This is a genomic window from Serratia sp. 3ACOL1 (genome assembly GCF_003668775.1).
Taxonomy (GTDB): domain Bacteria; phylum Pseudomonadota; class Gammaproteobacteria; order Enterobacterales; family Enterobacteriaceae; genus Chania; species Chania fonticola.
Genome location: NZ_CP033055.1, coordinates 3,821,553 through 3,835,167, shown reverse-complemented (window position 1 = coordinate 3,835,167; position 13,615 = coordinate 3,821,553). Strand labels below are relative to the sequence as shown.

General features: G+C 54.6%; 14 protein-coding genes. 12 read left to right on the top strand and 2 right to left on the bottom strand.

Annotated elements, in window-relative coordinates:
- The first annotated feature begins 58 nt into the window (after positions 1–58).
- Positions 59–847, top strand: coding sequence for a sulfite exporter TauE/SafE family protein (locus D9980_RS17265; protein WP_121607945.1), 789 nt, complete (start codon positions 59–61; stop codon positions 845–847).
- Positions 848–889: 42 nt separating this feature from the next.
- On the opposite strand, the gene rnk is transcribed toward D9980_RS17265, so the two are convergent.
- Entirely contained in the window at positions 890–1,300 is a 411-nt protein-coding gene (gene rnk / locus D9980_RS17260) for a nucleoside diphosphate kinase regulator (protein WP_021180723.1), read from the bottom strand.
- 421 nt (positions 1,301–1,721) lie between these two features.
- On the opposite strand from rnk, the gene D9980_RS17255 reads away from it, so the two are divergent.
- The 10 genes from D9980_RS17255 to D9980_RS17210 all read left to right on the top strand — a co-directional run bounded on the left by D9980_RS17255 (position 1,722) and on the right by D9980_RS17210 (position 10,915).
- On the top strand, positions 1,722–2,069 hold the full coding sequence (locus D9980_RS17255) for a glycine dehydrogenase (RefSeq protein ID WP_024483732.1): 348 nt from the start codon (positions 1,722–1,724) through the stop codon (positions 2,067–2,069).
- A 37-nt stretch (positions 2,070–2,106) separates the two neighbouring features.
- Positions 2,107–2,472, top strand: coding sequence for a glycine-rich SFCGS family protein (locus D9980_RS17250; protein WP_021180720.1), 366 nt, complete (start codon positions 2,107–2,109; stop codon positions 2,470–2,472).
- Entirely contained in the window at positions 2,472–2,768 is a 297-nt protein-coding gene (locus D9980_RS17245; RefSeq protein ID WP_024483731.1) for a DUF4312 family protein, read from the top strand. Before D9980_RS17250 ends, D9980_RS17245 begins: the two co-directional genes overlap by 1 nt.
- 86 nt (positions 2,769–2,854) lie before the next feature.
- Entirely contained in the window at positions 2,855–3,631 is a 777-nt protein-coding gene (locus D9980_RS17240) for a DUF4311 domain-containing protein (RefSeq protein ID WP_021180718.1), read from the top strand.
- An 11-nt stretch (positions 3,632–3,642) separates the two neighbouring features.
- The gene (locus D9980_RS17235) at positions 3,643–4,293 is read left to right on the top strand and encodes a DUF4310 family protein (protein ID WP_024483730.1); all 651 of its coding nucleotides are present in this window, start codon (positions 3,643–3,645) and stop codon (positions 4,291–4,293) included.
- Positions 4,294–4,347: 54 nt separating this feature from the next.
- Positions 4,348–5,487, top strand: a complete 1,140-nt coding sequence (locus D9980_RS17230; protein WP_121607944.1) for an amidohydrolase/deacetylase family metallohydrolase — start codon at positions 4,348–4,350, stop codon at positions 5,485–5,487.
- Positions 5,471–6,589 (top strand): DgaE family pyridoxal phosphate-dependent ammonia lyase, encoded by a 1,119-nt coding sequence (locus tag D9980_RS17225; RefSeq protein WP_121607943.1) that lies wholly within the window; start codon positions 5,471–5,473, stop codon positions 6,587–6,589. The genes D9980_RS17230 and D9980_RS17225 overlap by 17 nt, the downstream gene beginning before the upstream one ends.
- The gene (locus tag D9980_RS17220; RefSeq protein ID WP_121607942.1) at positions 6,586–7,326 is read left to right on the top strand and encodes a KDGP aldolase family protein; all 741 of its coding nucleotides are present in this window, start codon (positions 6,586–6,588) and stop codon (positions 7,324–7,326) included. Before D9980_RS17225 ends, D9980_RS17220 begins: the two co-directional genes overlap by 4 nt.
- Before the next feature lie 391 nt (positions 7,327–7,717).
- Entirely contained in the window at positions 7,718–8,947 is a 1,230-nt protein-coding gene (locus D9980_RS17215) for a lactonase family protein (RefSeq protein ID WP_121607941.1), read from the top strand.
- 51 nt (positions 8,948–8,998) lie between these two features.
- Complete coding sequence (locus D9980_RS17210) at positions 8,999–10,915, top strand: transcription antiterminator (RefSeq protein ID WP_121607940.1); 1,917 nt, start codon at positions 8,999–9,001, stop codon at positions 10,913–10,915.
- A gap of 446 nt (positions 10,916–11,361) precedes the next feature.
- Here the strand turns inward: D9980_RS17210 and D9980_RS17205 are convergent, their stop codons facing one another.
- Positions 11,362–12,492 carry an iron-containing alcohol dehydrogenase gene (locus D9980_RS17205; protein WP_121607939.1) on the bottom strand — a complete coding sequence of 377 codons (1,131 nt, stop codon included), beginning with the start codon at positions 12,490–12,492 and terminating at the stop codon, positions 11,362–11,364.
- Between the two features lie 286 nt (positions 12,493–12,778).
- On the opposite strand from D9980_RS17205, the gene D9980_RS17200 reads away from it, so the two are divergent.
- The gene (locus D9980_RS17200) at positions 12,779–13,606 is read left to right on the top strand and encodes a LuxR family transcriptional regulator (RefSeq protein ID WP_121607938.1); all 828 of its coding nucleotides are present in this window, start codon (positions 12,779–12,781) and stop codon (positions 13,604–13,606) included.
- The last annotated feature ends 9 nt before the right edge of the window (positions 13,607–13,615 follow it).

Below are 13,615 nucleotides of genomic sequence, written 5' to 3'. Positions count from 1 at the left end.
CCATAAGGTGGCCGCCTATCCTGCTAGCTGACCAATGACAGCGAGGAGTTGCAGGGTGATGGCTGATATTTTACTGGTGCTGTTTACCGGCTTTTTGACCGGCATGACCACCATTCTGTTCGGTTTTGGCGGTGGCTTTGTGGTGGTGCCTTTTGTCTATCATGTGGTTTCCGCCTCCGGTAATCATGCCGATCAGGCGATGCATATTGCCGTGGCCACCTCGGCGGCGGTCATGATTTTAAACGCCAGCTATGCCAGCGTTACCCAGTGGCGCAGTGGCAATATCCTGCGTGAAACCATCACTCCGCTGATCTTTTATATCGGCGCGGGGGCGGTCATCGGTGCCTTTGCCGCGATGCAGCTTGCAGACACCACCATTCGCGGGCTGTTTATTCTCTATATGGTGATGACCATTGCCGACTGTCTGCTGCGCAAAGGATTTCTGACCAAACCCGCCAAGACGGCGTTATCCAGGACGACGGTGTGGGTCGGTGGGCCATTAATTGGCGTGATTGCCGCTATGCTGGGGGTGGGGGGCAGCGTGATGACCGTTCCACTGTTGCGCCGTCAGGGTTATGACATGAAGCACTGCGTCAGTGCGGCCAATCCGCTATCGATCCCGGTCGCGGTGGTGGCGACGGTTTTGTATAGCTATCTCGGCATGGGGAAGGTGAGCGGGCCGCACTATTTCGGCTATGTGAATCTGTTGATTTTGGGGTTACTGCTGGTGGCGGGTATCGCGGGGATCGTGTTTGCCAAACGGGTGTTGCCCTGCGTAGATGACAGGTTACACGCCAGAATTTACGTGTTGCTGCTGGTGGTAGTGCTGATTGCGATTTGCCTGTAAAGGCGCAAACAGGGCGGCTGAATGGCCGCCCGGAAACCTGACTTAGCGGTGATACTCGCCCGCAGCCTCAGGTTGATACAGCAATTCCAACACTTCAATGCGGGCTTCTTCGCCGTTTGGCAACTGCCAATTGATCTGTTTACCCACGTGCATTCCCAGCAGTGCTGCACCCAGAGGTGCCATCACCGACAGCTGTTCAGCGCTGTCTTTGAGAGAGGCAGGGTAAACCAGCGTGCGCACATGTTCTTCTGAAGTATGCAGATCGCGAAAACGTACGCGGCTGTTCATGGTGACGACGTGTGCAGGGATCTGCGATGCCGGCACAATGTCAGCGCGATCCAGTTCAGCGTTCAGCGCGGCGGCGACGTCAGTATTGGCAAAGGCTGGCTGTGCCAGTAGCGCATCCAGGCGTTCCGCATCCAGCTCATTAATGGTAATGGTTGGTTTGGTCATTCCACTCTCCAGTCCAATCAAAGGGCGCCCTTTCTGCGCCATAAATTCGGAAAACAACACAAAAGCAACACCCCCGCACCTTTGGGAGCGGGGGTGTGAAAAATGTCGGTTTGTCCTACTGATAGTAGGCTGTTAGGGCCGGAAAAGAAAGAGATCTCGATCACGAAGTTTTTTGCGCCGCGACACCAACTGGCAACTCTGCGTTGCAAACTCTTTTTGCAATCTCATTTACTTAGCGTAAAAACCCCCGATTTTGCGAAATGGATCCCCTGGCGTCACTTAATTTCCAGTTCGAACTGGAAAAAAACGCGCTACACAAGCAATGCCCCAAGAGTTAGGGTAAAGACATCAAAGAAAGCGGGTAAAGGTAAAGCGCTTTACCGTTAACGGATAAATAGCTGGATCCAGAGGTGACTGCAAAGTGAATGACGGAACTGCTTCGGTAAGTAACAGGGAACAGACTGACATCAGTGAGGCCGCAACGATTACCACTCAACTGTTGGCCGATATTACGGCCATGTTGGGTGAAGAGAATATTTACACCAATGCGGTACAACAACAAATGTTGGAATCCCATATCCGTGCAATGGTGTTGCGCTCAATAACGGGTGAGCCCTTGCCGGAAGTTGATAAATCACTGTTTGATGAAATTTCTGCCGGATCGATGCAACTGGCAGAGCGAGTGGTAAATAAGTTTGCCACGCTACCGATTGAAGAGGCGTATCTGCTTTCGGTTCATTTTGAAGTGGCTAAAGATAACGACCAATAACGTTTGATTCATTAAAATTATTCAGGAGAAAAACCCCATGGGACAAATTACCGTAGTGATCGGCGATCGGCTGGGTAAAGGCCAGAAAGTGGGCCAAGGCGTTGAAAATGCAGGTGCCAAGGTGATTGTGATCCCTGGTATGGCGGCAGATATGAAACTGGGTGACGTGATGAAAGCAGAGAATGCGCAACTGGGTATTTCCTTCTGCGGCAGCGGCGGCGCTGGGGCGATCACCGCACAAACCAAATATGGCTATAAATCCAGATATGGTATGCGTTCTATCGAAGAAGGCGTGACGGCAATTAACGAAGGCTGCAACGTATTAGGCTTTGGCTTTATGGATAAAGAAGAATTAGGCCAGCGGCTAGTGGAAGCGTATGTCAAAAAATACGGCAATCCGTAATGAAAGAAACTTATACCACCTCGGTTAACGTGGAGGGCAAAGGCGATAGTAAAGCTAAAGCCTTTGCCGGTGCATTAGCTAATGTACAGGGCGTGATTTTAAAATCCACCAATAATGTTCTGCTGCGCATCGAGCCGCAGGATGTCAAAATATTAAAGGCGGAAGAGAGAACCACCAAAGAAAAATTTCTTTTCTTCTTCCTGGCGCGTGAAAGAAAAAGCTATGCCGTTTCATTAGAAATAACCGTGAACGTGACGATCATCAATACCGAAAAGGTGGTCTTCACCCAGAAATAAAAACGTTATATCCGTCGTGTTTCAAGCTATAGCCGCTATGGCTGCGTCTTGGGATCCACTGGGCATGACATAAGAAGGATATTCTGATGTTTTTAATCATCTTATTTAAGTCGATTATTATCGGCGGGCTGGTTGGCGTCGGTGTAGGGGCCGGTGCCGCACGTATGTTCCACGCACCGACGACGCAGGGTATGGGAGCATTCCGTACCTTGGGTGAGCTGAACTCCTGCGAAGGCGATCCGGCTTCTCATTTCTCATTTGGTCTGGGCTTCTTCTTCAACGCCTGGGCGTCTTCTGTGGCGGCGGGGGCCTTTACGCAGGACGTTGACCATCGCATTATTCCTAACTGGGGCGCGGCAGCCCTGATGATCAAAAACCGCAACGTTGCGGAAACCATGCACGATCCAAAAAAGATGGCTATCGCGTGTGGGATCATCGGCATTTTGGTCGTGGCCTTCCTTAACACCACCGCTTCGGCAGTGCCTGCGGCCTTGCAGGTTACGGCCATCAAAGTCTTGGTTCCCGCGGCCAACCTGCTGGTGAACACCGTCATGCCGGTGATTTTCTGGCTGGCGGCGATTGAAGCGGGCAAACGTTCTGGCTTCTGGGGCACCATCTTCGGTGGTCTGGCGCAGTTGATCATGGGTAACGCCGTACCGGGTCTGGTGCTGGGTATCCTGATTGGCAAGGGCGTTGAAGAAAGCGGCTGGAATAAAGTCACCAAGATCATGATGGTGGCGATTGTGCTGCTGTTCGTGCTGAGCGGCTTCTTCCGCGGCTTTGATATGAAAGTTCTCGAATCCTTCAGCCTGGGCGTGCCTGGCTGGCTGGATGCCATTCATAACACCCTGAGCGGAAAATAAGGAGCTGAATGATGGAAGCACAAGCAGACAAAGGCTTCTGGTATGCCGACTGGTCGTTCCCGATTTTTGTTGGCCTGCTCTCGTCCGGCGTGTTCGCCGGGACACACATGTATTACCTGTATGGCATCGGCGCGTTTAACGAAGTGGCTTTCGTTTCCATGCTGCGTGCCGGGATGGACACCGGGGTTTACGGTGCGGTGGCGGCGTTCGGTGCCAGCTTCCTGTTCGCCCGTATTATCGAAGGTTCTCTGGTAGGGATCCTGGATATTGGCGGGGCGATCCAGACCGGGGTTGGCCTGGGTGTTCCTGCGCTGTTGCTGGGCGCGGGGATTGTTTTCCCGGTAGCCAACTTTGCTGCCTCGCTGGTTACTGGCCTGGTCATTGGCTTGGCGATTGGTTACCTGATTATCCTGGCGCGTAAATTTACCATCAATCAGAGCAACTCCACCTATGGGGCGGACGTGATGATGGGGGCGGGTAACTCTTCCGGGCGTTTCCTTGGGCCGTTGATCATCCTGTCTGCCATGGCCGCTTCGATCCCGATCGGTCTGGGATCCCTGCTGGGCGCGCTGTTGTTCTACATCTGGGGCAAGCCGATCACCGGCGGCGCGATCCTGGGGGCCATGATCTTGGGGGCATTCTTCCCGGTAGCCATTTCTTAATCAAGTCCCAAGCCCTGGGTTAACCACCCAGGGCTTGGCAAGGAGTAGCGAAGTATGTATGACCTAATCATCCGGCGCGCCAGGCTGGTGGACGACACACTGGCCGATGTGGCTATTGAGGCGGGTAAGATTGCCGTCGTCGGGCAGTTGGCGGCTGATGCCAGTGCCCACAAACAACTGGATCTGGCGGGGAACTACCGCCTGAGCGCTGGCTGGATCGACTCTCACGTACACTGTTATCCCTCTTCACCGATTTATCATGACGACCCGGATCTGGTGGGCGTGAGCAGTGGCGTCACCTCGGTGGTGGATGCTGGCAGCACCGGCACCGACGATATCGATGAATTCTATGCCCTGACGCGCAGCGCCAAAACCAACGTCTTTGCCTTCCTCAATATCTCGCGCATTGGTTTGCTAAGGCAGAATGAACTGGCCGATATGGCGGATATCAATAAGCAGCAGGTCAAACAGGCCATCGATGGCAAGCCGGGATTTATCATTGGTATCAAGGCGCGTATGAGCAGCAGCGTCGTGGGCCAGAACGGCACCAAACCGTTGGTATTGGCTAAAGAGATCCAACAGGAAAACCAGCAACTGCCGCTGATGGTGCATATTGGCAACAACCCGCCGGATCTGGACGAGATCGCCGATCTGCTGACCCAGGGCGACATCATTACCCACTGCTACAACGGCAAACCGAACCGCATTCTGACCCCGGCCGGTACGCTGCGCGAGTCGATCCAACGTGCGTTAAAACGTGGGGTGCTGCTTGATGTGGGTCACGGTTCGGCCAGCTTCAGCTTTGAGGTTGCCCGCCAGGCTATCGCGCTGGGGATCTTCCCGCACACCATCAGTTCCGATATCTACTGCCGCAACCGTCTGGCTGGCCCAGTGCACAGCCTGGCGACGGTGATGTCCAAATTCTTTACCGTTGGGCTTTCTCTGGCGCAGGTCATTGGCTGCGTAACGGAAAATGCCGCTGCGGCGTTGCGCCTGACTACCAAGGGGCAGCTGAAACCCGGCTTTGATGCCGACCTGACCATTTTTGATCTTCGCCAGGGGCCGCAGGTGTTTGCCGACTCCGAAGGGGAGTCCGTGAATGGCGAACAACTGTTGGTACCGCTGGCTGCCGTGGTGGCCGGAGAAGTCCTATTAACCGATCAAGGAAAAGCCGCTCATGTCTTCAGTCTATGAAAAATATAACTTAAAGCAGGTGATCAATACTTCCGGTCGCATGACCATTCTCGGCGTTTCTACGCCACGCCAGGAGGTGATTGACGCCGTGGATTACGGCCTGAATCATTACTTTGAAATCAAGGATCTGGTCAACAAGACCGGCGCCTATATTGCTGGCCTGCTGAATGTGGAAGACGCGGTGATTGTTTCCTGCGCCTCTGCCGGTATTGCCCAGTCGGTGGCGGCGGTGATCGTCAAGGACAACGCCAACCTGTTGGTCAACCTGCATTCCGCTACGGTGAACGAGCCGCGCGAGATCGTGTTGCCGCGTGGCCATAACGTCAACTTTGGTGCGCCGGTGGATACCATGGTCGCCCTTGGCGGCGGTAAGGTGGTGGAAGCGGGTTATGCCAACGAATGCTCCCCTGAACAGATCGAAGCCAGCATCACCCCGCAGACTGCCGCCATCCTGTACGTCAAGTCTCACCACTGCGTGCAGAAAAGCATTCTCTCCGTCGAACAGGCAGCCGTGGTGGCACGTAAGCATAACCTGCCGCTGATCGTCGATGCCGCTGCTGAAGAAGATTTGATGTGTTACTACCAGATGGGGGCCGACCTGGTGATCTACAGCGGTGCCAAGGCCATCGAAGGGCCCACCAGCGGGCTGGTGATCGGCAAGAAGCAATACGTAGAGTGGGTGAAGCAGCAGTCAGGCGGTATTGGCCGGGCGATGAAAGTGGGCAAAGAGGGCATCCTTGGCCTGACGCAGGCTATTGAAAGCTACCTGACGTCGGAGAAAACCACTGGTGCGCAAATGGTAGAGCGCATGACGCCGTTTATCAGCCAACTGAATACCCTGAATGGCATCAGCGCCAAAACCGTCTGGGACAGCGCAGGGCGCGATATTGCCCGCGTTGAAATTACCTTTGATGAAGCGGTGTTGGGGATGTCGACTGTGGAAATCGTCCAGCGGCTGAAAACCGGTGATATCGCCATCTATTTCCGTGGCTACAAGGCCAACGAAGGCAAGATTGAGGTGGATGTCCGCAGCGTGAACGAGCAGCAGCTGATGACCGTCTTTACCTGTATTAAAAATCTGTTTACGGAGAACCAAGCATGAAGCTTAAGCCTAATTACTATAAAGACCGTGTTTGCCTCAACGTGCTGGCTGGCTCAAAAGCCAACGCGCAGGACATCTATAATGCGGCGCAGGGGCACGTGCTGGTGGGCGTTCTTTCCAAAAACTATCCAGACGTTGAGAGTGCCGTGGCGGATATGTCACGTTATGCACGCCTGATCGAGAACGCGCTTTCCGTGGGCCTGGGGGCTGGCGATCCCAAGCAGTCGAATATGGTCAGCCTGATCTCCGAGCAAGTCCAACCCCAGCATGTTAACCAGGTATTCACCGGCGTCGGTGCCAGCCGTGCATTGCTGAAGCAAAACCAAACCGTCGTGAACGGCCTGGTTTCTCCGACCGGCCGTGTGGGCTGGGTGAAGATTTCTACCGGGCCGCTGAGCGCTCAGGCAGCGGATGGCATCGTGCCGGTAGAGACTGCCATTGCACTGTTGAAGGACATGGGCGGTAGCTCGATTAAGTATTTCCCGATGGGTGGCCTGAAGCATCAGGACGAATATGAGTACGTGGCGAAAGCCTGTGCCGAGCATGACTTTATGCTGGAACCGACCGGGGGTATCGATCTGGAAAACTTCGAACCGATCCTGGAGATTGCGTTGAAAGCCGGTGTTAAGCAGGTGATCCCGCATATCTACAGCTCCATCATTGATTCCACCAGTGGCGATACTCGCCCGCAAGATGTCAAAACTCTGCTGGAGATCACCAAGCGGCTGGTAGGGTAAATCCGTTGCCCCTCACCCCAACCCTCTCCCACAGGGAGAGGGAGCTGTCCGGAGCTGTTATCAGGTGCAGGAGTTAGTCTGTGGCTTGTTTAACGATCTTGAGGGGAGTTGGTACGGTGTTGTAGTTAGGTGTGGCGGTTGGATACTGAGGTTAAGTTGTGGCACGTTCGGTCCCCTTTGGGAGAGGGAGCTGTCCGGAGCTGTTATCAGGTGCAGGAGTGAGTCTGTGGCTTGTTTAACCATCTTGAGGGGGGTTGGTACGGTGTTGTAGTTAGGTGTGGCGGTTGGATACTGGAGTTAAGTTGTGGCACGTTCGGTCCCCTCTCCCTTCGGGAGAGGGCTAGGGTGAGGGGCATCTTTTTGTCCCTATCTATCGGTCAAAAGGATAACTATGCGAAACTGGCAGGCTTCGAAATTACGAATCGCTCCGCTGTGGAGCGCGCTGTCCCTGGCGTTGTTGGCTATCGCCAGCCCGGCGTTACATGCTGAGGATGCAATGAAACCCACGCCGTCTCATTTTGCCTATATTGGTACCTATAACCCGAACGGTGAAGGGGTTTATCGCATGCAGGTGGATGCGAAAACCGGGGCACTGAGCGCCAAGACGCTGGTCAGCAGCCTACCTAATCCGGCCCAGTTGGTCACCGATGCCAAAGGAAAGACGCTGTACGTTGCCAGCGAAGTGGCAGATTTTAATGGCACCCAGCACGGGGGCATTGTCGCCTATCGCATCAACCCACAGGACGGTAGCCTGACGCCGCTTAATCAGGTGGATTCACAAGGCGCGGGGCCGGTTTACCTTTCTCTGACGCCGGATGGTCGTCATCTGCTGGTGGCCAACTATGTCAGCGGCAGCGTTGCGGCGTTCCCGGTGGACAGCGAAGGTAAATTGGGGCCAGCCAGTTCTGTGCAACAAGATGTTGGCCCTGCCGGCGCGGCCAAACCTGCCGCCGCAGTGGAAGGCAGCTTTGCCATCAGCGATCACAATGGCCCACATGCGCATATGATCGCCAGCGATCCGAGCGGCAAGTTTGTGTTCTCTACCGATCTGGGGCTGGATCGCATCTACCAATGGCGTTTCGATGCCGCCAGCGGCAAGCTGACGCCGAACGATCCGCCGTGGATCGCCGCCTCTTCCGCTGGAGCTGGCCCGCGCCACTTCATATTTCACCCAAATGGAAAAATTGTCCTACTAATCAACGAGGAAGCATCTACACTTACCAGCTACCGCTTTGATAGCCAAAAGGGGACACTGAAACAATTACATGCAGTTTCAACTCTGCCTGCCGATTATAAGGGTACCAGCTTTGCCGCTGGCATTGCCTTGGCTGCGGATGGTAAAAATCTGTATGTCGCTAACCGTCTGCACAACAGCATTGCGCAGTTCAGCGTAAGCGGCGAGGGCGAACTGAAACCGGTGGCAGAGACCTGGACGCGAGGCGATTATCCGCGCACCATCACTTTGGATCCGAGTGGCCGCTATCTGTATGCCATGAACCAGCGTAGCGATAACGTAACCCGCTTTAGCGTAGACCAGCTCAGCGGCAAGCTCAGTTTTGTTGAAGGCTACACCCCGGTGGGCAGCCCTTCACAAATGGTGTTCTTGCCAGCTGCGAAGTAACCAGTTGCCCGCCTGACCCCCTCAGGCGGGCACGTTCATAACGGAAAGAGAATGGTGAGATTTCCCTACCCACGTTTGGCATCGTTGTTCGATGCTTTGCAGTCCGAAACCTTGCCGCAGGACGAGCTGGCAAAGCGTTTTGCCGTGTCTACCCGCACGGTACGCGCAGATATCACCGCGCTGAACGATATTCTGGAGAGTTATGGTGCGCAGTTTGTCCACAGCCGCGGGGCAGGATATCGCCTGCAGGTTGATGATCAGGCCCGGTTTAGCGCACTCCAGCATCGGGAACGTAAACAGCACGCCACGCCGCGCAGCGCGCAGGAGCGGGTGCATTATCTGTTGATTCGCTTTTTGACCTCAGCCTTCTCGATGAAGCTCGAAGATCTGGCCGATGAATGGTTTGTCAGCCGGGGTACGCTGCAAAACGACATGGCTGAGGTGAGGGAGCGCCTGGCGCATTATCAGTTAACCATCGAGACCAAGCCGCGCTACGGTATGAAGCTGTTTGGTGCGGAAATGGCGATCCGCTCCTGCCTGACCGATCTGCTGTTTCAACTGCATCTGGCGGATGCGGAAAACCCATTGCTGAACAATGACATCCTTCATCAGCCGCAGGTACTGACCTTTGCCGGGCTGCTGCACCCGTTGCTGTCGCAATATGCCATTCGTCTGACCGATGAGGGTGAGCAATACCTGATTTTCTACTGTGCCGTGGCGCTGCGGCGCATCACGGACGGCTATCCGCTGCAGGATTTTGACGTGGAAGACGGTGATGATGCGGTGCGTAAAGCGTCAACCTGGCTGGCAGGTGAACTGAGCAAGGCCGCGGGTAAAGAGATTGCGGCAGCGGAAGAGGCCTATTTGCGGGTCAACATAGCTGCCAGAAGGGTGCAGGAGGTACAGCCGACCAAAATCAACGCCGATGATGAAGAGGCGCTGGTGGATTACATCCTGTCCTACATCAACTCGCACTATAACTACAACCTGCAGAACGACAAGCAGCTGCGGGCCGATCTACTCACCCATATCAAAACCATGATCACCCGGGTGAAATACCAGATCAATATCCCGAACCCGCTGTTGGCCAACATCAAGCAGCATTATCCGATGGCCTATGATGTGACGCTGGCGGCAGTTTCGAGCTGGGGCAAACACACGCCTTATACCCTGAGCGAGAACGAAATCGGCTACCTGGTGCTGCATATTGGCGTCGGCCTGGAGCGGCACTACAACATTGGCTATGAGCGCCATCCGCAGGTGATGCTGGTGTGCGATACCGGTAACTCCACGGTGCGGATGATCCAGGCGCAGATTGCGCGCAAGTATCCGCAGCTGGTGGTGACGCGCATCGTTTCGCTGCGTGATTACGAAATTCTCGCCAGTATCGACGAAGATTTTATCATTTCCAATGCGCGCATCAGCGAGAAGAACAAGCCGGTCGTGGTGATGTCGCCGTTCCCAACGGAGTATCAGCTAGAGCAGTTGGGCAAGCTGGTACTGGTCGATCGCACCAAACCGTACATGTTGGAAAAATTCTTTGATGCCAGCCACTTTATGATCGTCAACGAGCCGCTAACGCAGGAGCAGCTGTTTAGCAAAGTTTGCGCTCAGTTGGAGCAGGAAGGCTATGTGGGCAGCGATTTTTACCCTTCGGTCGTTGAGCGGGAGGCGATCGTTTCTACCCTGCTGGGGGAGGGGATTGCTCTGCCGCACTCTCTGGGGCTGTTGGCGAAAAAGACCGTGGTGGTCACGCTACTGGCGCCACAAGGTATTCCATGGGGAGAAGGCGAGGTGGCACACGTCATTTTCTTGCTGGCGATCAGCAAAAGCGATTACGAGGAAGCGATGGCGATCTACGATCTGTTCGTCACCTTTGTGCGCGAACGTTCGATGACCCGCCTGCTGGGCAGTGACAATTTTGACAGTTTCAAAGCGGTAGCGTTGGACTGCCTGAGCCGCATTTAACGGCTTCCCCCTCTGCATTCCTGTCTCTTATACACATCTCAAGTTGCGGTCAAATGGCCGTAATTTGAGAAACATAGCAGGCTGATTTTAAAGAGAATTTTTCCGAGCGCCCTATTGATGCGCTTGAAATAATTCCCATAAAAAACAGTAAGATGCCGAGTTGTGTATAAGAGACAGGAATGCAGAGGGGGAACACCGCATTAATCGTCTTTCTTCTTGCCGAATATCTTCATCAGCGCGCCGACGATCAGCCCTAGGGCGATGCCGCCTAAAATCCAGTCAACCAAACTCATTGTTGTGCTCCTGCGATCCGCCAATTCTGATTATATTCAAAATGATGACAAAGTGGCAATGCAGCCGAAGTGGTTGAAGTCTCACATGTTCAACCGTAGGGGCGCTGCATGCTGCGCCCGATTAGCCGCATGCTGCGCCCGTTTAGCGCATCATTACGTTTCAATCAAGAACGCCCCATCGATCATTAACCTCCGCTGCTCGGTAGTGTAGCTGAGCCAGGAATTCTTGCTGTTGGACTTCTCCAGTACGATGGCCAGTTCCGCCTTGCTAAGGGATAGCTCGTCCTGCCAGAACGGGGCGATGGCGTGGCGGGTGATAAAGTCGATCAAAAAGCGCGCCGGGCTGTCCTGCTCTTCAGGGAATAGCCGCAGGGCCAGTTCGGTCATTAATGCACGTTGTTGCGGCTGCTCGCTTTTCCCCAGCAATTCAAGGAACGGTAACAGCAGGCGGCCGCAGACCTGGCCGTGGTGGTAATCACGTAATGCGCCAACCTCGCCCGCGATGCCGTGGATCACACCTAAGCCCGCCATACTCAACGTCAGTCCACCCAGATAGGAAGCCTGCATAATCGCTTCGCGGGCCTCATCGCTCTGTTTCAGCACCGGCCAGGCGCAAAGGAACTGATGGATGCCGCTCAACGACATCTCGCGCGACAGGCTGCTGGCGGTCTTGGAAAGGTAGGCTTCAAACAGATGGGTGAAGGCATCGATAGCGCAATAGGCCAGTACATGGTCTGGCGCTCCTTTCAGCAGGTCAGGATCGAGGATCGCCACCTGCGGCACAAAGTTGTTATGCCGCAATGAGGCTTTCACCTTGGTGACCTGAGTATCGGTGATCACTGCGTTTTGGGTTACCTCGCTGCCGGTGCCTGCGGTGGTGGGGATGGCGATCAACGGCAGCGTTGCGCCACTGATTTTGCTGTCACCCACTTTTTCCATATAACGCAGGGTGGGCAGCGGGTGTTCGATCAGGGCAGCGAACGCCTTGGCGGCATCCAGCACGCTACCTCCGCCGATGGCTACCACTCTTTGCACCTGGCCTCGCCAGCGTGCCACCCATTGGTCGATTTCTTGCGGGGAGGCCTCATGGGCGACAATTTCTCTGCCCACCAGCAACGGCGTCAGCGCCGGGGCCAGTTCAGCATAGAGGGGACCGTTAAGGAACGATCGGCAGGTGAACAGCAGCGTGGTTTGCGACTCGGCCTGGAGCAGTGGGATCAGTTGCTGGATGCTGCCCTTGCCAAACCAGGCCTGCCGGTTGGCGATCATCAGACTAGTGGTCATGCTCTCTCCTTGGCGCATTTGGGCATCGAAACCACAGCATAATTCAGCCTGGCTGGGCGAACCAACGCTTTTCCGTCGCTTAACTCGAAATTGTTAAGATATTAACCAACTCGTATTGTGTGGTTAATCGTTGCAAGGGTCCAACTTGTGATTTGATTAACATGTAAACAGTAACACCCTTGCATTCTGGCCAATTGAATGCTTTTTATAGCCTGTTGGCCCAATGTCGGTCGCTGATACGTTGGGAAAGATTGATTGTTAATTTATTAATGATTGCGGGGGCGGAATGAATATTCAGGTCGAAAGATTATCGGCGGTGATCGACGCAGTAGCGACCCGCCAATTCTATGCCAGCCTGCTGGGCTACCTGGAGGGCTTCTTCGCCTTTGATAATGCCATCGTCTATGCCTTCGAATATGGTCAGGCACCGCGCTGCCTGATGAAAACCGAGAAAGAAAACAGCGATGCGGTAAACCAGATTTACCAGCAGGGTGCTTACCTTGAAGATCCTTTTTACCAGGCGCTGAACGGCGGCGGCCATGGCGATGTGTTTACGCTGCGGCAACTGGCTCCCTGTGGTTTTTACCAGACGGATTACTACCGTAACTTTTACCGTAAAACCGGCTGGCACGACGAGGCTGGCGTGTTGCTGCAACTGACGCCGGAACGCGGACTAGGCATATTTTTCGGCTCGGCCCGGCAAACGGTCGGCGTGCGTTATCCCCAACTGGCTGACCTGCGTGGCGCGTTGACGCTGGTAAAAAGCGTGGCGCGGCTGCATGGGGAAGTGGTGGTCGCGGCTAATGTGCCCACTCCCTCCGCCCCGCTGTTAGATAGCGCAGCCCAGGCGCGCTATGCGTTAAGCCCACGTGAACGTGAGATCGTCGATCTGATCCTGAGCGGCAACGGATCGCAGCAGATCGCCGAACGGCTGTTTATCAGCCTGGGCACGGTAAAAAATCATCGCAAGAATATTTACGGCAAGCTGAATATTGGTTCTCAGGCCGAGTTGTTCAGCCTGTTCTTGAGTACCCCCTGCGCCGTACGGCATAATGTTAAAAAAGTGTTGCGAATATCCCTAAAGGGACATAGCCGCCCACCCACGCTCTGCTGATAATCCAGG

What these genes read in the sequence shown, in the direction of transcription:
- D9980_RS17265 (WP_121607945.1), top strand. Translation starts at nt 59, where the DNA reads ATGGCTGATATTTTACTGGTGCTGTTTACCGGCTTTTTGACCGGCATG.
- rnk (WP_021180723.1), bottom strand. Translation starts at nt 1,300, where the DNA reads ATGACCAAACCAACCATTACCATTAATGAGCTGGATGCGGAACGCCTG.
- D9980_RS17250 (WP_021180720.1), top strand. Translation starts at nt 2,107, where the DNA reads ATGGGACAAATTACCGTAGTGATCGGCGATCGGCTGGGTAAAGGCCAG.
- D9980_RS17245 (WP_024483731.1), top strand. Translation starts at nt 2,472, where the DNA reads ATGAAAGAAACTTATACCACCTCGGTTAACGTGGAGGGCAAAGGCGAT.
- D9980_RS17240 (WP_021180718.1), top strand. Translation starts at nt 2,855, where the DNA reads ATGTTTTTAATCATCTTATTTAAGTCGATTATTATCGGCGGGCTGGTT.
- D9980_RS17235 (WP_024483730.1), top strand. Translation starts at nt 3,643, where the DNA reads ATGGAAGCACAAGCAGACAAAGGCTTCTGGTATGCCGACTGGTCGTTC.
- D9980_RS17230 (WP_121607944.1), top strand. Translation starts at nt 4,348, where the DNA reads ATGTATGACCTAATCATCCGGCGCGCCAGGCTGGTGGACGACACACTG.
- D9980_RS17225 (WP_121607943.1), top strand. Translation starts at nt 5,471, where the DNA reads ATGTCTTCAGTCTATGAAAAATATAACTTAAAGCAGGTGATCAATACT.
- D9980_RS17220 (WP_121607942.1), top strand. Translation starts at nt 6,586, where the DNA reads ATGAAGCTTAAGCCTAATTACTATAAAGACCGTGTTTGCCTCAACGTG.
- D9980_RS17215 (WP_121607941.1), top strand. Translation starts at nt 7,718, where the DNA reads ATGCGAAACTGGCAGGCTTCGAAATTACGAATCGCTCCGCTGTGGAGC.
- D9980_RS17210 (WP_121607940.1), top strand. Translation starts at nt 8,999, where the DNA reads ATGGTGAGATTTCCCTACCCACGTTTGGCATCGTTGTTCGATGCTTTG.
- D9980_RS17205 (WP_121607939.1), bottom strand. Translation starts at nt 12,492, where the DNA reads ATGACCACTAGTCTGATGATCGCCAACCGGCAGGCCTGGTTTGGCAAG.
- D9980_RS17200 (WP_121607938.1), top strand. Translation starts at nt 12,779, where the DNA reads ATGAATATTCAGGTCGAAAGATTATCGGCGGTGATCGACGCAGTAGCG.